We start from the raw sequence: 22,300 nt of genomic DNA, 5'->3' as shown, positions 1-22,300 counted from the left end.
GCTGGCCATGAGGGACCACATCAGAACTCCACGCCTTTCTGGGCCTTGATCCCGTCCCGGAACGGATGCTTCACCAGGCTCATCTCGGTCACAAGGTCGGCGGCCTCGATCAGTTCGGGTTTCGCATTGCGCCCCGTCAGGCACACATGCGTCATCGCAGGTTTTTCGTGCAACAGGAAATCCACGACCTCGTCGATGTCGATATAGTCATAGCGCAGCGCGATGTTGATCTCGTCCAGCAGCACGAACTTCATCTCAGGGTCGCGAATCTGCTCTTTCGCGATGTTCCAGCCATTCTGCGCGGCGGCGATATCGCGTTCTCGGTCCTGCGTCTCCCAGGTGAACCCCTCGCCCGAAATGAAGAATCGGCATTCGTCCGAGAACCGGTTGCGCAGCATCTCGGCCTCTCCGGTCACCCAGTTGCCCTTGATGAACTGCACCACCGCGCAGGGCATCCCGTGCGCGATGCACCGCAGAATCATTCCGAATCCTGACGATGACTTGCCCTTGCCCGGACCGGTATGAACCATGATCAGGCCCTTCTCTTCGGTCTTGTCCACCATCATGCGGTCGCGCGCGGCCTTTATCTTCTTCATCTTCTCGTTGTGGCGGGCGGTCTTTTCCGCTTCGGACGGGTCGGACATGGGACGTCTCCTTGACACAAGGTGGGTTTTAGCAGCATGTCGCACCGTGTTGGTGCCTGTGTAAACAGGTGAAAAGGGAATGTGCAGCGCATCGCGCCAGGCACAGCCGCCCCCGCGACCGTGAACCGGGAAGGTTTCCACCGCCACTGGCGCAATGCCGGGAAGGCCGGAAACCGTGGGCCAAAGAGCCCGAAACCGCAAGCCGGGAGACCTGCCAACCAGAAGGAAAAGACGGACCGGACGGGGTGTGCCGGGCTCGGATGCGTGGCCACCCGCCACTCCCGCGCGCACCCCCGATATTGGAGGATACATGAGCACGCCCATAGAGCTGCTGATCTGCGTCAAGTGCCGCAAGGGGCAGGAGATCCCAGAGGACGAGCGCCGCCCCGGCCAGCGCCTCTATGAGGAGGTCACGGCGCGGACGCTGCCCGATGGCGTCACCGTGACGCCGGTCGAATGCCTGCAAAACTGCGACGCGGGCTGCACCGCCGCCATGCGCGGCGGCGAACGCTGGACGTATCTGTACGGAAATCTCGATGAAACGTCGCATCCCGACATGCTGCTGCAAGGCGCGGTCCTCTATCAACAGACCGAGGACGGACTGATCCCGTGGCGCCAGCGCCCCGAACATTTCAAGCGCAACTGCGTTGCGCGCATCCCACCCCTGACTGCAAAGGCTGACCAATGACCGATCTTGCGAAACTTCCCGTCACTGTCATCACGGGCTTTCTGGGCTCCGGCAAGACGACGCTGGTGCGCCACCTGATGCAGAACCCCGGCGGCCGCCGTCTGGCCGTGGTGGTCAACGAATTCGGCGATGTCGGCGTCGACGGCGACATCCTGAAAAGCTGCGCCATCCCCGATTGCCCGGCGGAAAACATCATGGAACTGGCCAATGGCTGCATCTGCTGCACCGTGGCCGACGATTTCATCCCCACGATCGAGGCGTTGATGGCGCTCGACCCGCGCCCCGATCACATCCTGATCGAAACCAGCGGTCTGGCGCTGCCCAAGCCCCTGCTCAAAGCGTTCGACTGGCCCGATATCCGCTCCAAGATCACTGTCGACGGCGTCATTGCCCTCGCCGATGCCGAGGCCGTCGCGGCAGGCCGCTTTGCCCCCGACGTGGCCCGGGTCGACGCCCAGCGCCTGGCGGATGACAGCATCGACCACGAAACCCCGCTGTCGGAAGTGTTCGAGGACCAGATCTCCTGCGCCGATATCATCCTGCTGACCAAGCCCGACCTTGCCGGCCCCGAGAGCGTGGCGCGCGCCAAGGAGGTCATCGCCGCCGAAGCGCCCCGCCCCCTGCCCGTGGTCGAGGTCGCCGAGGGCGTCGTCGATCCCCGCGTGATCCTCGGGCTGGAAGCCGCCGCCGAGGATGACATGGACGCCCGGCCCAGCCACCACGACGACCACGACGATCACGAGCATGACGATTTCGAATCCGTCGTCATCGACATCCCGGAACTCGCCGATCCCGCCGATCTGGTCAGCCGCATCGAGGATCTGGCCAACAGCCAGAACATCCTGCGCGTCAAGGGCTATGCCAGTGTCGCCGGTAAGCCGATGCGCCTTCTGGTGCAGGCCGTGGGCGCGCGCGTGCGCCATCAATACGACCGCCCGTGGAAACCGGACGAGGCCCGCCGCGGTCGTCTCGTGGTCATCGCCGAACACGACGACGTGAATGTCGACGCGATCCGCGCCGTGCTGGCACCGGCCGAGGCCGCCGAGTAACCGATGCACGTCGTCTTCCGCGAAAGCCACGGTCTGGAAGAAACCGACACCCCCACCGACCTGGGCCAAAGCCCGGCGGACCTGGTGGTGCTGTCGTTTTCCGACAGCGATCTTGGCGCCTTCGCGGAAGGCTGGCACCGGCGGCGCGACGGCCTGCCCGGCCTGCGCCTCGCGAACCTCACCGCCCTCCGGCATCCGCTGTCGGTCGATACCTATGTCGAACAGACGCTGACCGGCGCCAAGGGCATCCTGATCCGGCTGATCGGCGGGGTGCCCTACTGGGAATACGGGCTTCAGCAGGTCCTGGCGCTGGCGCAGGAAAAAGGCATCGCGCTCGCCGTCCTGCCCGCCGACGGCCGGCCCGACCCCCGGCTTGACGCCTATTCCACCCTGCCCGTCTCGACCCTGCGTCGCCTCGCCGAGCTTTGCGACAACGGCGGCAGCATCGCGGCACAGGCCGCCCTGCAACAACTGGCCTTGGCCGCAGGTCTTTACGCCGCGCCGGTGCGCGGGGCCAAGGTGCTGCCCATGGTCGGTGCCTGGACGCCCGAGCACGGCGCCTGCTGCCCGCTCGCAGACCTGCCCGTCGCGCAGACCCGGATCCTGATCGTCTTCTACCGCTCCTACGTGGTGGCCGCCGACCTTGCCCCGATCGAGGCGCTGATGCAGGCTTTCAAGGCGCGGGGCCACCATGTCCGCGCGCTCTTCACCCCGTCGCTAAAGGCCCCCGAGGCGGCGGGCTGGCTGCGCCGGCAGGTGCATGGCTACAAGCCCCACGCCATCGTCAACGCCACCGCCTTTTCCGGCAAGGGCGATGACGGCACCTCGCCGCTCGACGCAGGCAACGTGCCGGTGTTCCAGGCCGCGCTGGCCACCTCCACCCGCGACGCCTGGGACAGCTCCGAGCGCGGCCTTTCGCCCGCCGACCTTGCGATGCATGTCGTCCTGCCCGAAGTCGACGGGCGGCTGACCGGCGGCACAGTGTCGTTCAAGGAACCCGGCACGCGCGATCCCGATCTGGAGTTTTCCCGCTATGCGCACCGGGCCGAGCCGGACCTGACCGCGGCGCTGGTTTCTCGCGTGCAAGGCTGGCTCGACCTCGCCGCCAAACCCGCCGTGTCGCGTCACCCTGCGATTGTGCTGTCCACATATCCCGGCAAGGACTGGCAGATGGGGCACGCCGTCGGCCTCGACGCCCCCGCCTCGGCCCGCGCCATCCTGTTGGATCTGCGCGAGGCAGGCTATTCGGTGGACGAGACACCGGCGGCGGCGTTGGAAGATCGCCTGCTGGCGCGCGACATGCGCCTGCCGCTTGCGGACTACAGGACGCTGCTGTCACGGCTGCCTTCCCCTCTGCGCGAAGATCTCTACCTGGCCTGGGGCCGTCCCGAGGACGACGCCGACGCCACGGACGGGGAATTCCGTTTCGCCGCGCTGCGCCTCGGCAAGGCAATCGTCGCGCTGCAACCCGAACGTGGCACGCCCAAGACTCGCGACGACGACTACCACGACCTGTCCCGCGTGCCCCGCCATGCCTATGTTGCCTTCTACCTCTGGCTGCAAACCCAGGCCGACGCGCTCATCCATATCGGCGCGCATGGCACTCTGGAATGGCTGCCGGGCAAGGCCGTCGCCCTGTCGCCCGCCTGCTGGCCCGAGGCGCTGACCGGCGCCTTGCCCGTCATCTACCCTTTCATCGTCAACGACCCCGGCGAGGCCGCACAGGCCAAGCGCCGCATCGGCGCCGTGACCCTGGGCCACGTGCCTCCGCCGATGCAGGCCAGCGCAGCGCCCGACCGCCTGTCGACGCTGGAATCGCTGCTCGACGAGTTCTCCACCGCCGACGGGCTCGACCCCCGCCGCCGCGACCGCCTGCAGTCCGATATCCGAGCCGAGGCGCAGGCCCTCGGTGTCGAAAACGACCTGGGTCTCGACCGCGCCACATCGACCGCCGAGGCGATCACCCGCATCGACCGTTTTGTCTGCGACATCAAGGAAAGCATGTTCGGTGACGGGCTGCACATCTGGGGCCGACCGGATACCGACGCGGAACCGATGCAAAACAGCGCCCTGGCCGAGCGGCAGTCGCTGCTCGACGCGCTCGACGGGCGGCGCATCGCGGCGGGTCCCTCCGGCTCGCCCTATCGCGGCCGCGACGACGTTCTGCCCACCGGCCGCAACCTCTTCACCACCGATCCCCGCTCTGTTCCCACGCGGGCGGCATACGCCCAGGGCGTCAAGCTGGCCGAGGAACTGATCCGCCGCCATTTGCAGGAAGAGGGCGACTGGCCCCGCGGCCTGATCGTTGATCTCTGGGGATCGGCCACCATGCGCACGGCGGGCGAGGAATTCGCCATGGCCCTGCATTTGTTGGGCGTCAGGCCAGTCTGGGACAAGGGCTCGGAACGTGTTTCGGGTCTGGATGTTCTGCCCATCGCCGAACTCGACCGCCCCCGCATTGACGTCACCCTGCGCGTCTCGGGCCTCTTCCGCGACGTGTTCCCGACGCTCTCGGGCCTCTTCTCTCAAGCCGTGCGCGCCCTCGAACAACGCGACGAAGCCCCCGACTGGAACCCCTATGCCGGTCACGCCTCCGGCGCGCGGGTCTACGGCCCCGCCCCCGGCAGCTTCGGCCTCGGCATGGGCGCCGCACCGGAAACCTACACCGCAGAGGCCCGCACCCAGGCGGGCGAGGCCTGGCTTTCCGCCTCCGCCTGGGCGCTTGATGGCGACCACGCCACCCGCGACGACGCCGGCATCCGCGCCCGGGTCGAAAACGCCGACAGCTTCGTGCACCTTCAGGACCTGCCGGAAACCGACCTTCTACTCGCTGCCGACTATGCCACGCACGAGGCCGGGTTCGCCGCCGCGCAATCTGTGACCGGCGGTCGGGCCGCGCTCTATCATCTCGACAACACCGATCCCAAGCGTCCCCGCGCCCGCACCCTGCCCGAGGAGATCGCCCGCGTCGTCCATGCCCGCGCCACCAATCCCGGCTGGATCGCAGGCATGAAACGGCACGGCTTCCGGGGCGCGGCGGAAATTGCCGCCACGCTCGACCACATGGCCGCCTTTGCCCATCTCGCGCAGGTCGTCGGCCCGCATCTCTTTGACGCCTACCATGACGCCACGCTGGGCGACCCCGAAACCGACGCCTTTTTGCGCGAGGCCAACCCCGAAGCGTATGCCGCCATGCAGGATCGGTTCCGCGCCTTGCTCGATGCCGGCCTCTGGCAAACCCGCCGCAACGCCATCCTGGCAGGGCTTGAGGACAGCGCATGAACAGCGCGACACACCCAATAGTCAAGGGATGGTGCCCCGGCGCGCACCGCCCGATGATGTCGGGCGACGGGCTGGTCGTGCGCGTGCGCCCCTTTCGGGCCGAGCTGAGCAAGGCGCAAGCGCTGGCCCTATGCGACCTGTCGCAGCGCTACGGCAACGGCGTGATCGACCTGACCTCGCGCGCCAACCTGCAATTGCGCGGCGTGGCCGAGGCCGACCATCCCGCCCTGCTCGCCGCACTCGACGCGCTGGGCCTGATAGATGCAGACCCCGCCATCGAGGGTCATCGCAACATCCTCGTCCCGGCCCGGCGCGATGCGGGCGGGTTGACTGACAGGCTCTATGACCAGGTCCTCGCCGCCCTCCCGCGCCTGCCCGACCTGCCCGAAAAGATGGGCTTTGCCATCGACACCGGCCCCGACGCTTGCCTTGGCAACGGCTCGGCCGATTTTCGGTTCGAACTGGACACCGCTGGCGCGCTGCTCCTGCGCGCGGATAGTGCCCCCAAGGCCCGTCCCATAACGGAGGCCTCGGCCACATCCGCCCTACTGGACCTGGCTCAGTGGTTCAACGGTACCGGCGGTCACGCGGCAGGCCGCATGGCGCGGCACCTGACCACGACATCCCTTCCCCAAGCCTGGACCCAGACAGAACCGCGGCCCCAAAGCGCTCCCTGTTTCCCGGGCCTCGTATCCGAAGGTTTCATTCTCGGTGCACCCTTCGGCAAAATGGCCGCTACCGATCTACAGACCCTGCTGGAAACCAGCGGCGCATCGCACATCCGCCTGATGCTGAGCCGCCTTTTTCTGCTGGTGGACGGCACCCCCGGTGACACGCCTTTCGTCACCGAACCCGGCAATCCGCTTATGTCCGCCCACGCCTGCCCCGGTGCACCCTTTTGCCCTCAGGCAACAGTGCCCACCATGGATATCGCCCGCGATCTGGCCTCCCGCGTTTCCGGCACCCTGCACGTCTCCGGCTGCGCCAAGGGCTGTGCCCTTCCCCGCGCCGCAGACACCACCCTGACCGGACGCGACGGTCGTTTCGACCTTGTCCGCAACGGAGCCCCGTGGGACACACCCTGCGCACGGGGCCTGAGCCCCAAAGACCTGAACGAGACCCTTTGATGCCATACGAATACGAAAAGGACGGCGCGGCCATCTACGGCGAAAGCTTCGCCACAATCCGGGCCGAAGCCGCGCTGTCGCGGTTCGACCCCGACGAAGAGCCCATTGCCGTCCGCATGATCCACGCCGCCGGCATGGTCGGGCTGGAAGAGCATGTGCGCTTTTCCCCGGGATTTGCCCGCACCGCCCGTGCCGCGCTGAAAAATGGCGCGCCGATATTCTGCGACGCCCGCATGGTCTCCGAAGGTGTCACGCGCAGCCGCCTGCCCGCCGACAACGAGGTGATCTGCACCCTGCACGCCGACGGCATCGTCGAGCGTGCGCGCGACATGGGCAACACGCGCTCCGCCGCCGCGCTGGAACTCTGGCGCCCGAAACTGGCCGGGGCGCTCGTGGCCATCGGCAACGCGCCCACCGCGCTTTTCCACCTTCTCAACATGCTCGAAGACCCGGACTGCCCGCGCCCGGCGGCCATCATCGGCTGTCCTGTCGGCTTTGTCGGCGCGCGCGAATCAAAAGACGCGCTCTGGACCGATCAGCCCGTGCCCTGCTGCATCGTCGAGGGCCGCCTGGGCGGCAGCGCCATCACCGTGGCCGCCATCAACGCCATCGCGAGCCGCGCGGAATGAGCACGCCCGGCACGATCTGGGGTGTCGGCCTCGGCCCCGGCGACCCCGACCTCCTGTCGGTCAAGGCCGACCGTCTTCTGCGCGGCGCGCGGCATGTCGCGTTCTTCCGCAAGGCAGGCAGGCAGGGACAGGCCCGGCGCATCGTCGAGGGGATGCTGCGCGACGACGTGGCCGAGATTGCCATGGAATACCCCGTCACCACGGAAATTCCGCTGACCGATCCGCGTTACAACGAAGTTTTGTCGGCATTCTACCAGACCTGCACCGACCGCCTGGGCGCCATGTCCGACGCGGGCGAGGACGTGGTGATCGTCTGCGAAGGCGATCCGTTCTTCTACGGCTCTTTCATGCACCTGCATTCACGCCTGCGCGACCACTGCCCAGTGCAGGTTGTGCCCGCCATCACCGGCATGTCCGCCGCATGGACGGCCACCGACACGCCGATCACATGGGGCGACGACATCCTTTCGACCCTGATGGGCACCCTGCCCGAGGACACGCTGGTTGAACACATGACCCGCGCCGACGCGCTGGTGATCATGAAGATCGGCCGCAACATCGAAAAGATCCGCCGCGCGCTGCGCCGGACGGGCCGATACGATGCCGCATGGCTGGTGGAATACGCCTCGATGCCCAACCAGACGGTGCAACGCCTGTCCGAGGCCGAGGACAAGATCACGCCCTACTTCTCGATCATCATCGTGCACGGGCACGGCCGCCGCCCATGACGGGCAGCGTTGTCATAGCAGGGCTCGGACCCGGCGCGGACGACCTGGTGACGCCCGAGGTCACTGCGGCCCTTGCCGAGGCCACCGATGTGGTCGGCTACATTCCCTATGTCGCCCGCGTGGCCGAGCGTCCGGGGCTGACGCTGCACCACTCCGACAACCGCGTCGAGCTGGACCGTGCCCGCCATGCTCTGGACATGGCCACCAAGGGCAAGCGCGTGGTCGTGGTGTCTTCGGGCGATCCGGGCGTCTTCGCAATGGCCTCGGCAGTGTTCGAGGCGGTCGAGGCCGGCCCGCCCGAATGGCGCGAGCTCGACATTCGCGTCCTGCCCGGCATCACCGCCATGCTGGCCGCCGCCGCGCGCGCCGGCGCGCCCCTCGGCCACGATTTCTGCGCCATCAACCTCAGCGACAATCTCAAGCCCTGGGCTTTGATCGAAAAACGCCTGCGCCTCGCGGCAAAGGCGGATTTCGCCATGGCCTTCTACAATCCACGGTCGAAATCCCGACCCGAAGGCTTTGCCAAAACACTCGACATCCTGAACGACGCCTGCGGCGACGATCGCCCGGTCATATTCGCCCGCGCCGTCAGCACGCCCGAAGAGTCGTTGCGCGTCGTGTCCTTGTCACAGTGTACGCCCGACATGGCCGACATGCGCACGGTCGTTCTGGTCGGCAATTCCACCACCCGGCTCATCGAACGGCGCGGCGCGCCCATCGTCTATACGCCGCGCGCGGTGGCGCCATGAAGCCAGTCCAGCGCCTCTTCCACGCTATGCGCCTCCTTGCGGACCGGAATGGCGGGCCGGTCGATCATGATCACCGGCAGGCCAAGCTGCCGCGCCGCGATGATCTTGGCCCGCGCCCCCGTGCCGCCCGCGTTCTTGGACACGACCAGTTCCGTCCCATGCGCCCGCATCAGTGCCAGATCGCCTTCCAGGTCGAACGGACCGCGGTCAGTGACGACCTGCGCCTTGGGCAGCGGCACCCGATCCGGCGCATCGACCAGCCGCAACAGGTAGTCGTGCTGCGGCTGCGCGGCAAAGGCGGGCAGGTTCATGCGGCCCAACGCCAAAAAAACGCGCCTGGACCGACCCGACAGCGCAGCCACCGCGCCGGCAATATCCGGCACATGGGTCCAACGATCCTCCGCCTCGGCCTGCCACGGCGCTCGGGTCAGTGCCAGCAAGGGCGTGTCCAACGCGTCACAGGCAGCCACCGCATTTGCACTCATCTGCGCGGCAAAGGGATGAGTCGCGTCAATCACATGGGTCACGCCCTGCGCCGTGAGGTGGTGAACCAGCCCGTCCACCCCGCCAAAGCCCCCGATACGCACCGGAAGCGGCTGCGCTGCGGGGGTCTTGACCCGTCCCGCAAGGCTGATCGTGGCCCGCACGCCCTGCGCGGCCAGCGCCTGCCCCATCTGCATGGCTTCGGTCGTGCCACCCAGCAGCAGAACGGTCGGTGTCATGTCTGAGGCTCCGTGGCTGACGATCATCGGTCTGGGCGAAGATGGCCCGGACGGCCTGTGCGCCGCAAGCCGATCCGCGCTGAACGCGGCGGAAATCGTCATGGGGCCCGAGCGGCACCTGTCACTGATCGAGACGCCCGCCCGCACGATCCCCTGGCCCGTGCCGTTCGCCAAAGGGGTCGAAGACCTGCTGTCCCTGCGCGGCGCGCCCTGTGTCGTCCTGGCGTCCGGCGACCCGTTCTGGTTCGGCGCGGGCACGACGATCACCGCACATCTGGACCCGTCCGAATGGCGCGCCCTGCCAGGACGGTCGACGTTTTCGCTCGCCGCGAACCGCCTCGGCTGGCCGCTCGACCGCACGATCTGCACCGGCCTGCACGCTGCCCCGCTGACCCGCCTGCGCCCGCACCTGGCCCCGGGCGTGCGCCTGATCGTTCTGCTGCGCGATGGCGATGCGGTGCCAGAGCTTGCGACCTACCTGCGCGACACCGGGTTCGGCACCTCAGAGGTAACAGTGATGGAGGCGCTTGGCGGCCCACGCGAACGGATCACGCACGCCACCGCCGACACCCTGTCCGGCGATTTCGCCCACCCGGTCTGCGCCGCGGTCGAGGTGGCGGGCAACGGCCCCATCCTGCCCCGCACCAGCGGCCTGCCGGACAGTCTGTTTGAAACCGACGGCGTCATGACCAAGCGCCACATCCGGGCGCTGACCCTCTCGACGCTGGCCCCCCGACCGGGCGAACATCTGTGGGACATCGGCGGCGGCTCTGGCAGTATCGGGATCGAATGGCTGCTGTGTGACCCGTCCCTCACGGCCAGCGTCGTCGAGCCCCGCGCTGACCGTATCGCGCTGATCAACGCCAATGCCAGCGCGCTCGGCGTCGACCGCCTGAATGTGGTCGAGGGCACTGCCCCCGCCGCGCTGAACGACCTGCCAAAACCCGATACCATCTTCATCGGCGGCGGTCTGTCGGCACCGCTTCTGGATTTTGTCGAGGCCATGGACGACGTGCGCATAGTCGCCAACGCGGTCACCCTGGAATCAGAGGCGCTTCTGGCCGATGCCCACGCCCGCCGTGGCGGCGAGCTGCACCGTTTCGAGGTCGCTCAAGCACAACCCATGGGACGCAAACGCGGCTGGGCGCAGGCCTACCCGATCACGCAATGGAGCTTTCCATGATTGTCGCCGGGATGGGATTCACCACCCGCGCCACGCGCGCGTCGTTCCGCGATGCGCTGGCCCGGACCGGCGGCACGCCCGATGCGCTGGCCACCGCACAGGACAAGGCCGATCAACTGGCGCCCTTCGCCCGCGAACTTGGCCTGCCCCTGCACGCAATACCGCCCGAAGACCTGACGCGGCAAGCCACACAGAGCACCTCCGCGGCGTCCCTGCGCGCACGCGGCACCGGCTCGGTAGCCGAAGCCGCAGCGCTTGCCGCCGCTGGCCCCGGCGCGACGCTGCTGGCCGCCCGCTCGATTTCAACCGACCGCATGGCCGCCTGTGCCCTGGCCCAAGGAAAGACCCCATGACCGTTCACTTCATCGGCGCCGGCCCCGGCGCGCCCGATCTTCTGACCCTGCGCGGCCGCGATATCATCGCGTCCTGCCCGGTCTGTCTTTACGCCGGCTCTCTCGTACCCGAGGCGGTGCTGTCGCATTGCCCCGACGGCGCGCGTATCATCAATACCGCACCGCTCGATCTCTACCAGATCATCGCGGAAATCCAGACCGCCCATCGGGCCGGCCACGATGTGGCCCGCCTGCATTCCGGCGATCTTTCGGTCTGGTCGGCCATGGGCGAACAGATGCGCCGGCTTCGGACCCTCGACATCCCCGTTTCGGTCACGCCGGGCGTGCCGGCCTTCTCCGCCGCCGCCGCGGCATTGGGCACGGAACTGACCTTGCCCGGAATCGCGCAATCCGTCGTGCTGACCCGAACGCCTGGTCGCGCCTCCTCGATGCCCGCGGGCGAGACGCTGACCAACTTCGCCGCCACCGGCGCAACGCTCGCCATTCACCTGTCGATACAGAATCTCGACAAAGTCACCGCCGACCTCATTCCGGCCTATGGCGCCGACTGTCCGGTCGCCGTGGTCTACCGCGCCTCGTGGCCGGATCAGCAGATCATCCGCGGCACGCTCGGTGACATCGCCTCCCGCCTGGGCAAGAACATCACGCGCACCGCACTTATACTGGTAGGCCCCGCGCTTGCCGGCGAAGGGTTCGACGAGTCCTGCCTTTACGCCGTGGATTACGACCGCCGCTACCGGCCGCAAAGCGCCGACAGCCCTTGGTCGGACTGGACCCCGGAAAGCGAAGGCACGTCGTGAGCGCCGGCCTGCTGATATCCGCGCCATCGTCGGGCACCGGCAAGACGACCGTGATGCTGGGCCTTCTGCGGGCGCTGGCCGTTGACGGGCTCAAGGTGCAACCGTTCAAGTCCGGCCCCGACTATATCGACCCCGCCTTTCACAAGGCCGCCTGCGGACGCGACAGCTTTAATCTCGACGGCTGGGCCATGGGCAAGGGCCTTTGGCAGGCCATCGCCGGGCAGGCGGCAGGCGCGGATATCTGCGTCGCCGAAGGCTCGATGGGGCTTTACGACGGCGTCGCCACGCGCGGCCAGCAAGGCTTCGGCTCAAGTGCGGAAACGGCGCAGGCCATGGGCTGGCCAGTGGTGCTGGTGCTCGACGTGGGCGGCCAGGCGCAATCCGCCGCCGCCACAGCTCTCGGGTTCCGGCAGTACATGCCCGACCTGCCCTTTGCCGGCGTTATCCTGAATCGCTGCGCCTCGCCCCGCCACGAACGGCTGACCCGGCTGGGGATGGACCGCGCCGGGTTGCCCGTGCTGGGCGTCCTGCCCCGGCGCGGCGACCTGACCCTGCCCGAACGCCACTTGGGGCTGATCCAGGCGGTCGAACACCCTGACCTCGACGCCGCCATCGCCGGCTATGCCGACTTCCTGCGCGAGAATGTCGATCTGGATGCGATCAAATCCGCCGCCCGCGGCGCGCCTCTGCCCGCGCCTGCCGCGTTGCCCCGCCCCCCGGCGCAACGCATCGCCATCGCCCGCGACGCCGCCTTCAGCTTTACCTACCCGCATCTGCTGGAAGGTTGGCACGCCGCCGGCGCGCAGATCCTGCCCTTCTCTCCCCTGGCGGATGAAGCCCCCAATCCCGACGCCGATCTCGTCTGGTTGCCTGGCGGCTATCCCGAACTGCACGCAGGCAAACTGGCCGCCGCCACGCGGTTCCGCGCCGCTTTGCGAAATCACGCCGAGTCGAAACCGGTCCACGGGGAGTGTGGCGGCTACATGGCGCTCGGCCAGGCGCTGATCGACAAGGATGGTACGCGCCACGAGATGGCCGGCCTTTTGGGCCTCGTCACGTCCTATGAAAAGCGCAAATTCCACCTTGGATACCGCCGCGCGACCCTCGAGGCACCGATGCCGGGGTTCGATGCAGGCGCAACGCTGCGCGGGCATGAATTCCACTATTCCACCATCCTCGACCAACCCGACGCCCCGCTGGCGCAGGTGGCGGATGCCGATGGCAACCCGGTGCCGGAAACCGGCTCGACCCGGGGTCACGTCTCCGGCATGTTCTTTCACCTCATCACCGGGGACGAGCCGCAATGACCGGCTTCGTGTCCTTCGTGTCCTCGGGTCCGGGCGACCCGGACCTGCTGACGCTCAAGGCCGTCGACCGCCTCAAGCGCGCCGATGCCGTGCTGTTCGATGACCTGTCCTCGGGGCCGATCCTGGCCCATGCACGGCGCGGGGCCGACCTTGTGGGCGTGGGCAAGCGGGCCGGACGCAACTCGCCCAAGCAGGACCATGTCAGCCGCCTGCTCGTGGACTACGCCCGCATGGATCAGCGCGTCGTCCGGCTGAAATCCGGTGACAGCGGTGTGTTCGGCCGGCTGGAGGAAGAAATCGTCGCGCTCAAGGCAGAGGACATCCCTTACGAAATCATCCCCGGCGTTCCCTCGGCGAATGCCGCCGCGGCAGCCGCCGGCATTCCGCTGACCCGTCGCCTGACGGCACGGCGCGTACAATACATCACCGGCCACGATGTCACCGGCGCTTTGCCCGAGGACGTCAACATGGCCGCCCTCGCCGATCCCGCCGCGACAACCGTGGTTTTCATGGGCAAGCGCACCTTTCCGCAACTGGTCGCGCGCCTGATCGATGCGGGCCTCCCGCCCGCGACCCCCGCAATTCTGGCCGAAGCCGTCAGCCGCCCGGAACAGAAGATCACCCGCCACACCGTCGCAACCCTGTCGGACCTGCTGGCGCAAGAGAGCGGCGACCATCCCGCGCTCATCCTTTACGGATCTCTGGCGGACACATGATGCAACGACGCGCCCCACATCCCCGCCCCCTCGGCGCGCCGCGACAGGCCAGAACCGGACCCTTCCAATGATCGAAAATCTCTGGCTCATCGGGATCGGAACGGGCAACCCCGCGCATGTCACCCTCGAAGGAGCGGATGCGTTGCGGAACGCCGCCGTCATACTGCTGCCGACAAAAGGCGACGACAAAGAGGATCTCGCCCATCTCAGACGCGCCATCATCACCGCGTCCGGCAGCACGGCCCGCATCGTGCCCTTCGAATACCCGGTACGCGACCCCGACCTGCCTTATATGGAACGCGTCGCCGCCTGGCACGACGAGATCGCCCGACGCTGGATCGCGGCCCTGGGCGGGCAATCCGTCGACGGGCCGGTGGCTCTGCTCGTCTGGGGCGATCCTTCGCTATACGACAGCACCATACGGATCGCCGAACGTCTCACTCCAATACCGGCGATCCGCGTCGTGCCCGGCATCACGGCAATTCAGGCACTCACCGCGGCCCACTGCATCCCGCTCAATACCGTGGACGGTCCCGTGCGCATCACCACCGGACGCCAACTTCGCGACGGCGGCCTGCCTGAAAATGAAACCACCGCAGTCGTGATGCTGGACGGACTCTGCTCATTCCAGCAGATCGACCCGACCGGCCTTCATATCTGGTGGGGCGCGTATCTCGGCTCCGAGAAACAGATCCTCATCGAAGGTGCTCTCATCGACGTCGGGCAGAAAATCGTGGAAAAACGCAGCGAAGCGCGCGCCGCAAACGGTTGGATAATGGACAGCTACCTGTTGCGTCGCACATGAGCGGAACAGGCCACCGTAATTTCAGCGCGCTAAACGGCTGCATCTTCGAAGGTTTACTGGTCAGCGTTCCCTCACTTCACTCTCGAACTACCTGTCTAGGTTCGCACCCCCTTCAGCGGTGCGGCGTGCAATGAAATCATCCAGCTCTTCCAGACGTGACGCATCCATTGCGGGAGGTTCATGCGCGTTGACTGTCTCACAGAATATCCGGTGCGCCCTGTCCGTCGCCGTAAGGGCTCCGCGCTCGACCCAGTTTTCGTAGTTGGACCAATCGGACAACAGCGGCGAGTAGAATGCGGCCTCGAACCGATCAAGCGTGTGTTGCGTACCGAAATAGTGCCCCCCATGCCCAACGTCGCCGATGGCTTCGAGCCCCAAGGTTTGCTCGCTGACCTCAACCGGCTTGAACAGTTCGGCGAACATTTGCAGCTGCTCCACGTCGATAATGAATTTTTCCGCCGAGGCTGTAAGCCCGCCTTCCAGCCAACCGGCGCCGTGCAGCAAAAGGTTGGTCCCTCCCATCAGGGCGCCCCAAAGTGACATCTGGTTTTCATAGGCCGCCTGCGCATCCGGCGCGTTCGAGGTCGTCACGGCCGACGATCTCAACGGGATCTTGTAGCGTCGCGCCAATTGCCCGGAAGCAAATGCCGCCTTGGTGTATTCAGGCGTCCCAAAGGCCGGCGCCCCGGTTTTCATGTCAACGTTGGTGGTGAAACTGCCATAGCAGACAGGCGCGCCGGGTCGAACGATCTGGCTCAGGCAGATTCCGGCCAGCGCCTCGGCATTTTGAAGGGTCAAGGCACCCGCCAATGTTACGGGCGCCATCGCCCCGGCCAGGGTAAAAGGCGTCAGTACCATCAATTGCCCTGCACGCGCAGCATCGATTATCCCGCGGCACATAAGGTGATCGAGCTGCAGCGGAGAGTTGGAATTCGCAACCGAGTAACTCACCGGGGTCTCCACGAACGCCTCTTGCGTAAGATCGTGCGCAATCCGGATCATCTCGTACGCGTCGGCCACGGCTTGGGTTCCGCGGAAAAACACGAAAGGCACCTTGTCCGTCAGCGTCAGCACGGAACGGGTCATTGCGAGATGCCTTAGGTTGGGCGGAATGTCCTGCGCCTCGACAAACGGGCCGATCATGTGGATGACATCAAAGGCTTGCGCCACCCGGCACAGGTCATCCAAAGCGGCCAAGCTACCGGGGCGCCGACCGTTCCTCGCATCCGAAAAATTAGGGGTTCCACCGGTCGTGCAGACACCCACCATCTTGCCACCGATGGTTACATTCCGGCTGTCGCCACGGCCATAGAGCGTCGTTTCGGACGGCGTGTTCGAGACCAGAGCTTCCACTAGGTCCGGATCAAAGCGCACCACCTGCTCGCCTGCATCCGTCATGCCCGCCGCGACGTAAATCCGTCGCGCCTCTTCACTCAGGACCCGAACCCCAACATCCGCGAGAACCTGCATCGACGCCGTGTGGATCGCCTCAATCTCTGCTGCGTTGAACTGCTCTATCGGCGGATAAGGATTGCGCCAGCATCGCCAGGCCGCATCGAACGCCGCCACGGGCTTGCGGTGGCGTTTCGCAGCACGGCCGCGCCTGCGTTTGCCGGTCTCGGCGGCGACAGTCATGCATCACCGCCATCCAGAATACGCGCCCGATATTTAGCGGCAATTTCCGGGGAAATGTCCCGTCCCGTAAAGCTTCGGAAATAGGCCTCCAGATAGCTCATGCGCTCCGGCAGCGCCTCGTCCTCTTCCAGATGCAGTGCGTAATAGCTGATCTGCGTGAAATAGATCACCCGGGCTCGGATGAACGCCTCGGTAGGATCAAATCCGTGCTTCCCGAAGAAGGCCGCAATCGCCTGGACCCGGGCCGCATCCTCCGCCTTGACCGAGGCCCGCAGCTTCTCGAAGCGTCTAGCCCAGTCGCGGATCGCCTGGTCGAGGCGCGGGTCGAACCTGCGATGGTCCACCCAGACCGAGAACAGCGCAAGGATACCGTCGTCCAGCGAGGCGGACCCTGCCAAAGCTTCGACCATCACCCCGGTATTGCGAGCCCGCCACTCCGTCAGCAAGGCATCAAGCAGGGATTCTCGACTTTCGAAATGCCAGTAGAAGCTGCCGCGCGTCACGTTCAGCCGCCGGGACAGGGCAGTGATCTGGACCGCCTCGATCCCGCTCTCGACCAGCACGGTCAAGGCACATTCAATCCAGTCCTCACTTGTCAACCGGGGCTGTCTATCTTGCCTTGCGTCAGTCGAGACCAGGGCCATCGGCACTCTCCGTACAGGGTTGCATGGAAAGATACAGGATTGTATGGCTTGTGGTCAACAAGGACGATTTTCTGACAGGAAGAGGGAGAATCGCGATGCCTGACAAATCGCCAGCCCGCGTTGTTTCGCCGGACGCGATCACATTTACGCCGCGCTTCGAATACGGCCACATGGCCAAGGCCGCGACCCTCAGCGGGCCGGAAGACGGCACCCGACTCGGCAGCGGGTATGTCAAACTCACGCAGGCCGAGATCCCCTGGACCATCAAGTATGACGAGGTGATCCTCGTACTGGAGGGCAGCTTGACGGTGCGCACGGCCGATGGCGATCTTGACCTCGAACCGCACCAAACCATCTGGCTGCCAAAGGGCACCGCGCTCACATACGTGGCCGAAGATGCGCTGGTGTTCTTCGCGATCGAACCGGCCGACTGGGCCAAGGAAGCCTGAGCGATGAAGATCACCAGGCTTCCCGCGGATGACAAAACCAACGGTTGGAGCGCGATCCTGCCCGACCGCACGCCCCGTCCCGAACTGCAGGGCGACGTGGCCGCCGACTGGATTGTCCTGGGCGCGGGCTATGCCGGCCTTGCCGCCGCACGGCGCCTGGCAGAGAACCGTCCCGACGAGAAGATCGTCCTGATCGATGCAGGCCAGGCGGGCGAGAACGCGTCGGGCCGGAACTCGGGCTTCGGCATCGACCTGCCTCACAATGTCGGCTCCTCGCTTGATGAGCTGGAGGGCAGCCACCGCTTCATGAAACTCGCGCGGATGTCTCTCGATCACCTCGAGGGCGTGGTCGAACGGCACGGCATCGACTGCGACTGGTCCCGCGCGGGCAAGTACCACGCGGCCGTCTCGCCCCGAGGGACCGAACAAGTCCTCGTACCTTTCCGCAAAGAGCTCGAGGCGCTGGGCGAACCCTTCCAATGGGTCGAGGGCGACGCGCTGCGGCAGACGCTCGGGTCGCCGCATTTCACCGCGGCCGTCTACACGCCCGGCTGTGTCTTGATGAACCCCGCCGCGCTGACCCGGGGTCTGGCCGACACCTTGCCCGACAACGTCCAGCTACACGAGAATTCGCCGGTGATCGAGGCCGAATACGCGAACGGCGTTCGGCTCACCACGGCCAAGGGGTCGGTGCGCGCGCCCAAGATGATCCTGGCGGCCAACGGCTTTTCCGAGCAGTTCGGCTTTCACCAGCGCACGTTTCTGCACCTCATTGCCCATGCCAGCCTGACTCGCCCCCTGACCGAGGAGGAACGGCGGATCTACGGCGCCCCGCGCCCCTGGGGTCTCACCCCAGCCAACGCCTTTGCCGGGATCACCATGCGCTACACGTCCGACCACCGGATCCTGATCCGGCAAGGTCTGAACTACCGCCCCAGCCAGCGGATCAATCCCGGAGAGCAGGATGCGGTGAAGCAGCGACACAAGAGGCTCTTCGATCAGCGTTTTCCGGGGCTCGAGGCGGTCGAGATGGAACATACCTGGAGCGGCTTCGTCTGCCTGTCCCGCAATGCCTCGCCGGCATTCGGTCAGGTCGCACCGAATATCTGGTCGGCGGTCTGCCAGAACGCGGTCGGCGTCACGAAGGGCACCTTTGGCGGTATCCTTGCAGCTGACGTCGCAACCGGCCAAGACAATCCTCTGATAGCGGATATGGAAAGCCTCGGTTCGCCCAGTCTGTTACCGCCGCGCCCCTTTCTCGACCTCGGTGTGCGCACGCGGTTCAAATGGGAGTTGTGGCAGAACCGGCACGAAGCATGAAAGGTCGTTAGACAAAGCGCGTCGGGAAGATCTCAAGGCTTCGACCGTGCTGCAGAATGAGCGTAGAGCGTACCGATTGACAGTATAGTACAAACGTGACCACATCCTCAAACCACACGCTGCAGGAGACAAAGCAGCGGAACATCCAGCAGGAGAAATCAATATGTTTGCAAGGAAAATCCTGTGCTTGACCGCTTCGGTCTTCATGCTTGCGGCCGCCCCGGCCCTGGCCGAGACCCAGCTCAAGCTGGCGACTGACTCAGGGGCCAAGGGCTCGCCTTCCGGCGACGCGCTCGACCGTTGGGCCGAGCTGATCGAAGAAAACACGGACGGCGAAGTTCAGGTCGATGTCTTCTACCAGAACGAGCTGGGCAGCCAGGCCGAGGTCTTCGACCTCTTCGTGGCCGGTGATATCGACATGATGATCAACTGGCCGATCACGGCCTACGACGAACGCTTGGGCGTGCTCTTCACGCCCTACATGGTCACCAGCTGGGAAGAGGCGTTCGAAGCCTACAAGCCCGGCGGCTGGGTCAACGACATGCTGGTCGGCATCTACGACGATCTCGGCCTCAAGTTCTTCGGCCCCTGGCCCGAAGGGTTCAACGGCATCGCCTCGGCGAATAAGTACGCCATGAGCGAGGAAGAGGCATCCGATCTCAAGATCCGCGTGCCCGCCATGTTCCCGATGGCCGAGTCGGTGCAGGCACTGGGCTATCAGACCGCGACGATCGACTGGTCCGAGGTCTTTACCGCCATCCAGACCGGCGTGGTCGACGGCGACGGCGCCAACATCATCTACTGGGACTACGAGTATTTCCGGGATGTTCTGGACTATTACAACCAGACCAAGATGCAATTTGTCACCGGCGTAATCGCCATGAACAACGGCGCGTGGGAAGACCTGTCGGAAGAGCATCAGCAGGTCGTGCAGAACGCAGCGCTGACCGTGATGGAAGAAGCTTTCGATCAGGCGCAGGAGCGTGACCAGTACTACATCGAACAGGCCAAGGCCGCGGGAATGGAGTACATCGAACCCTCCGATGAACAGCTTGCAGAAATGGCGAAGAAGGTGCGCGAGGCCGTCTGGCCGCTTATGGAAGAGCGCATCGGAAGCGAGATCATGGACACGATCCGTGCGAATGCCGGCGAGCTCTGAACGCACATCGGCCCTGGGCCGCATCGGCGGGGCCATCGCGATCATGTTGAACGTGATCGGGGTGGTCTCTTCCGCCGCGGTGGTGGGGCTCATGTTCTTTCTCGTGGTGGCGCGCTATGTGCTGGGCCTCTCGGTCGTGGGCCTGCACGAGTTGATCATGCTGGCCGCGGTCGCCCTCTACATGGTGGGCGCGGTCATCGCCTCGCGGCGCCACGAACACCTGACCGTTGACTGGATCGCCGGTAGCCTCAAGAACCCGCGCGGCAAGGCGGCGCATGACCTGCTCATCGCGACGCTGACCATCGTGGTTACCTGCTTCTTCATGGTCTGGGCCTACCACATGTTCACCTGGGGTATGAAACGCCCGCAAAGCACACCCGCCTTCCAGATCCCTCTCTGGATTCCGCAATTCGCCATAGGCGTCGCCGCGGTCGGGTGTTTCGCCTACGCCCTGCGCGACGCGATTGACGCCTGCCGGCGGCTCATGCGCCGCTGAAATCACGGACAATACCCAATGGACGCCCTCATCGCTCTGCCCTTGCTCATCCTGCTGATGGGCGTCGGACTTCCCGTCGCATGGTCCTTCGCCGGTGTTCTCGCCTATCTCACCTGGGTCTATGACGTGAACCTCAATACCCTGATGCTACAGGGCTTTCGATCGCTGAACTCTGTCGTGCTCGTGGCGCTGCCGCTCTTCATCCTGACGGGCTACCTGATGCAGTCGGGCGGCATCGCCCGCCGCATCATCGCCTTCGTAAGCCGCCTTGCGACGGGCCGAGGCGGCATGGGCACGGCCATGGTCCTCTCCTCCAGCATCTTCGGCGCCATTTCCGGCACCGCCACCGCGGCCATCGCCTCGATCGGCTCGATCATGACCGAGCCGTTGGTGCAACGGGGCTACCCGCGCGGGCGCATCGCAGCGCTGCTCGGGATCTCGTCCCTGCTGGGCATCCTGATCCCACCCTCGATCACCATGATCCTCTTCGCGGTCGTCACCCGCCAATCCGTCGCCGCCTGTTTCGCGGCCACGATCGGCCCCGCGATCATCCTCATCATCGGTCTCATTCTCTACAACCGCTTCCTCGTCGGCCGCGCCTTCGACGAAATCGAACTGGAGGCGGAGGACACCCAAAGCTTCGGCCGCGTCACTCTCAATGCGCTGCCTGCCCTGTCGCTTCCGATCATCATCCTGGGCGGTATCTATGGCGGTATCTTCACACCGACCGAGGCCGCCGCCGTGGCGGCAGTCGCGGCTCTCATCGTGGGCGGACTCATCTATCGCGAATTCACCTGGGGCAGCCTCGGGCGCAGTGTTCTCGGCGCTGCCGAAACGACGGGCACGATCATCCTCATCCTGCTCTTTTCCTTCATGATCTCGCGCATCATGGCGTTCGAGCGTGTTCCTCAGGACCTGACCGAAGCGATCCAGTCGGTCGTGACCACCCCGGTGGGCGCGCTTCTGGTGGTGAACCTCGTCCTGATCGTCGCGGGCGCGCTGATGGACGACGTCTCGGTCACCGTGGTCATCGCACCGCTCTTCCTGCCGCTGATGGTCGCCAACGATATCGACCCGGTGCATTTCGCGGCGATCGTCGCCTGTTCGGTGGTGATCGGCGCCAACAGCCCGCCCGTCGCGCCCACGCTTTTCCTGTCCTGCAAGATATGCCGTGTGCCCATCTTGCAAGCCGTGATGCCAGCGCTCGGACTGATGGGATTCGTGGCCTTCCCGGTACTTATGCTGACCACTTTCTGGCCAGACCTTTCGCTTACGATACCGCGCTTGTTCGGCCTGATGTGAGGCTCCATAGCCAAGTCAGGTTCAGTGGGTTCGTTGCGTTAGCGCCAGACCGCCGCTTTTGTTGTCAGCTTTGAGCGCTTGACGGGTCCAGCCGGTCGACGCCTTAACGTCGCCGAACCGATGGGCGTTCTCGCGAGCCGAGGCTGACCTCCAGGAAGCTCTGCTGATCTCCGCTTCAAGCTCGGCTGAACATTAACGAAAAAGATCGTGAACGGGCGCTTTCGAGGCAGTTCAGGCGTAGGTCGGTCGTTCACTACAGACTTGTGGAATAGCGACCACCGGCTGTGAATGGCAGGTCCGCCATGAGTGAAATTGGTCTGCATGAGCATTCTGCCACTTGTGTTTCTCAAAACCCTATAAGATAACGCTGTTATGTTATTTAGTATCACTGATCATGTTAACTAGGGAAAGCGACGGCAGTGCGACCCGCGCTGAAGATTGAGACCAACTGAAGGATGTTCGGAAAGAGACAATCCCGGAACCGCCGTGAACACACTGACGCGGCTCGAATTT

The 22,300-nt window shown here is 65.5% G+C and carries 22 protein-coding genes and 1 riboswitch; of the genes, 18 read left to right on the top strand and 4 right to left on the bottom strand.

What is annotated here, in order from left to right; translation table 11 throughout:
• Window positions 1-20 precede the first annotated feature (20 nt).
• Complete coding sequence (cobO, locus tag FIU85_RS14620; protein WP_152497427.1) at window positions 21-644, bottom strand: cob(I)yrinic acid a,c-diamide adenosyltransferase; 624 nt, start codon at window positions 642-644, stop codon at window positions 21-23.
• A 33-nt stretch (window positions 645-677) separates the two neighbouring features.
• Window positions 678-878, top strand: a riboswitch (cobalamin riboswitch).
• 76 nt (window positions 879-954) lie between these two features.
• Here cobO and FIU85_RS14615 point away from each other — a divergent pair.
• The 7 genes from FIU85_RS14615 to cobJ are packed head-to-tail and all read left to right on the top strand — an operon-like array spanning window position 955 to window position 8,896.
• A complete protein-coding gene (locus FIU85_RS14615) occupies window positions 955-1,332 on the top strand; it encodes a DUF1636 domain-containing protein (RefSeq protein ID WP_152497426.1) in 378 nt (125 codons plus the stop codon).
• The gene (gene cobW / locus FIU85_RS14610; RefSeq protein ID WP_152497425.1) at window positions 1,329-2,381 is read left to right on the top strand and encodes a cobalamin biosynthesis protein CobW; all 1,053 of its coding nucleotides are present in this window, start codon (window positions 1,329-1,331) and stop codon (window positions 2,379-2,381) included. Before FIU85_RS14615 ends, cobW begins: the two co-directional genes overlap by 4 nt.
• A 3-nt stretch (window positions 2,382-2,384) precedes the next feature.
• Entirely contained in the window at window positions 2,385-5,663 is a 3,279-nt protein-coding gene (gene cobN / locus FIU85_RS14605) for a cobaltochelatase subunit CobN (protein ID WP_152497424.1), read from the top strand.
• The gene (locus FIU85_RS14600) at window positions 5,660-6,790 is read left to right on the top strand and encodes a cobalamin biosynthesis protein CobG (protein WP_152497423.1); all 1,131 of its coding nucleotides are present in this window, start codon (window positions 5,660-5,662) and stop codon (window positions 6,788-6,790) included. Before cobN ends, FIU85_RS14600 begins: the two co-directional genes overlap by 4 nt.
• Window positions 6,790-7,419 (top strand): precorrin-8X methylmutase, encoded by a 630-nt coding sequence (locus FIU85_RS14595; RefSeq protein ID WP_152497422.1) that lies wholly within the window; start codon window positions 6,790-6,792, stop codon window positions 7,417-7,419. Before FIU85_RS14600 ends, FIU85_RS14595 begins: the two co-directional genes overlap by 1 nt.
• Window positions 7,416-8,147, top strand: coding sequence for a precorrin-2 C(20)-methyltransferase (locus FIU85_RS14590; RefSeq protein WP_152497421.1), 732 nt, complete (start codon window positions 7,416-7,418; stop codon window positions 8,145-8,147). Before FIU85_RS14595 ends, FIU85_RS14590 begins: the two co-directional genes overlap by 4 nt.
• A complete protein-coding gene (gene cobJ / locus FIU85_RS14585) occupies window positions 8,144-8,896 on the top strand; it encodes a precorrin-3B C(17)-methyltransferase (protein ID WP_152497420.1) in 753 nt (250 codons plus the stop codon). The genes FIU85_RS14590 and cobJ overlap by 4 nt, the downstream gene beginning before the upstream one ends.
• Here the strand turns inward: cobJ and FIU85_RS14580 are convergent.
• Complete coding sequence (locus FIU85_RS14580; RefSeq protein WP_152497419.1) at window positions 8,869-9,618, bottom strand: cobalt-precorrin-6A reductase; 750 nt, start codon at window positions 9,616-9,618, stop codon at window positions 8,869-8,871. The two genes, cobJ and FIU85_RS14580, sit on opposite strands and share 28 nt — an antisense overlap.
• On the opposite strand from FIU85_RS14580, the gene cbiE reads away from it, so the two are divergent.
• The 6 genes from cbiE (at window position 9,617) to cobF (ending at window position 14,782) form a co-directional block, all read left to right on the top strand.
• Window positions 9,617-10,801 (top strand): precorrin-6y C5,15-methyltransferase (decarboxylating) subunit CbiE, encoded by a 1,185-nt coding sequence (gene cbiE / locus FIU85_RS14575; RefSeq protein ID WP_152497418.1) that lies wholly within the window; start codon window positions 9,617-9,619, stop codon window positions 10,799-10,801. The genes FIU85_RS14580 and cbiE overlap by 2 nt on opposite strands.
• The gene (locus FIU85_RS14570) at window positions 10,798-11,154 is read left to right on the top strand and encodes a cobalamin biosynthesis protein (RefSeq protein WP_152493726.1); all 357 of its coding nucleotides are present in this window, start codon (window positions 10,798-10,800) and stop codon (window positions 11,152-11,154) included. Before cbiE ends, FIU85_RS14570 begins: the two co-directional genes overlap by 4 nt.
• A complete protein-coding gene (gene cobM, locus FIU85_RS14565) occupies window positions 11,151-11,954 on the top strand; it encodes a precorrin-4 C(11)-methyltransferase (protein ID WP_152497417.1) in 804 nt (267 codons plus the stop codon). Before FIU85_RS14570 ends, cobM begins: the two co-directional genes overlap by 4 nt.
• Window positions 11,955-12,007: 53 nt before the next feature.
• The gene (locus FIU85_RS14560) at window positions 12,008-13,261 is read left to right on the top strand and encodes a cobyrinate a,c-diamide synthase (protein ID WP_254703060.1); all 1,254 of its coding nucleotides are present in this window, start codon (window positions 12,008-12,010) and stop codon (window positions 13,259-13,261) included.
• The gene (cobA, locus tag FIU85_RS14555) at window positions 13,258-13,977 is read left to right on the top strand and encodes a uroporphyrinogen-III C-methyltransferase (protein ID WP_152497415.1); all 720 of its coding nucleotides are present in this window, start codon (window positions 13,258-13,260) and stop codon (window positions 13,975-13,977) included. The genes FIU85_RS14560 and cobA overlap by 4 nt, the downstream gene beginning before the upstream one ends.
• A 67-nt stretch (window positions 13,978-14,044) precedes the next feature.
• Complete coding sequence (cobF, locus tag FIU85_RS14550) at window positions 14,045-14,782, top strand: precorrin-6A synthase (deacetylating) (protein ID WP_152493730.1); 738 nt, start codon at window positions 14,045-14,047, stop codon at window positions 14,780-14,782.
• An 87-nt stretch (window positions 14,783-14,869) separates the two neighbouring features.
• Here cobF and FIU85_RS14545 read toward each other — a convergent pair whose 3' ends face one another.
• Window positions 14,870-16,417, bottom strand: coding sequence for a trimethylamine methyltransferase family protein (locus FIU85_RS14545; protein WP_152497414.1), 1,548 nt, complete (start codon window positions 16,415-16,417; stop codon window positions 14,870-14,872).
• Window positions 16,414-16,980: a TetR/AcrR family transcriptional regulator gene (locus FIU85_RS14540; RefSeq protein WP_254703059.1), complete on the bottom strand. Its 567-nt coding sequence runs from the start codon at window positions 16,978-16,980 to the stop codon at window positions 16,414-16,416. The genes FIU85_RS14545 and FIU85_RS14540 overlap by 4 nt, the downstream gene beginning before the upstream one ends.
• A gap of 176 nt (window positions 16,981-17,156) precedes the next feature.
• Here FIU85_RS14540 and FIU85_RS14535 point away from each other — a divergent pair, with 176 nt between their 5' ends.
• From FIU85_RS14535 to FIU85_RS14515, 5 genes are all read left to right on the top strand, one after another.
• On the top strand, window positions 17,157-17,510 hold the full coding sequence (locus tag FIU85_RS14535) for an ethanolamine utilization protein EutQ (protein ID WP_152497412.1): 354 nt from the start codon (window positions 17,157-17,159) through the stop codon (window positions 17,508-17,510).
• Between the two features lie 3 nt (window positions 17,511-17,513).
• Window positions 17,514-18,830, top strand: a complete 1,317-nt coding sequence (locus FIU85_RS14530; RefSeq protein WP_152497411.1) for an FAD-binding oxidoreductase — start codon at window positions 17,514-17,516, stop codon at window positions 18,828-18,830.
• A 163-nt stretch (window positions 18,831-18,993) separates the two neighbouring features.
• Window positions 18,994-19,989, top strand: a complete 996-nt coding sequence (dctP, locus tag FIU85_RS14525) for a TRAP transporter substrate-binding protein DctP (RefSeq protein ID WP_152497410.1) — start codon at window positions 18,994-18,996, stop codon at window positions 19,987-19,989.
• Complete coding sequence (locus FIU85_RS14520; protein ID WP_254702911.1) at window positions 19,973-20,485, top strand: TRAP transporter small permease; 513 nt, start codon at window positions 19,973-19,975, stop codon at window positions 20,483-20,485. Before dctP ends, FIU85_RS14520 begins: the two co-directional genes overlap by 17 nt.
• Before the next feature lie 18 nt (window positions 20,486-20,503).
• Window positions 20,504-21,787 carry a TRAP transporter large permease gene (locus FIU85_RS14515; protein ID WP_152497409.1) on the top strand — a complete coding sequence of 428 codons (1,284 nt, stop codon included), beginning with the start codon at window positions 20,504-20,506 and terminating at the stop codon, window positions 21,785-21,787.
• Window positions 21,788-22,300: the final 513 nt, after the last annotated feature.

The organism is Roseovarius sp. THAF8 (assembly GCF_009363735.1).
Lineage (GTDB): Bacteria > Pseudomonadota > Alphaproteobacteria > Rhodobacterales > Rhodobacteraceae > Roseovarius.
Note: the sequence above shows the minus strand (reverse complement) of the source record. Positions and strands in the feature narration are given on the sequence as shown.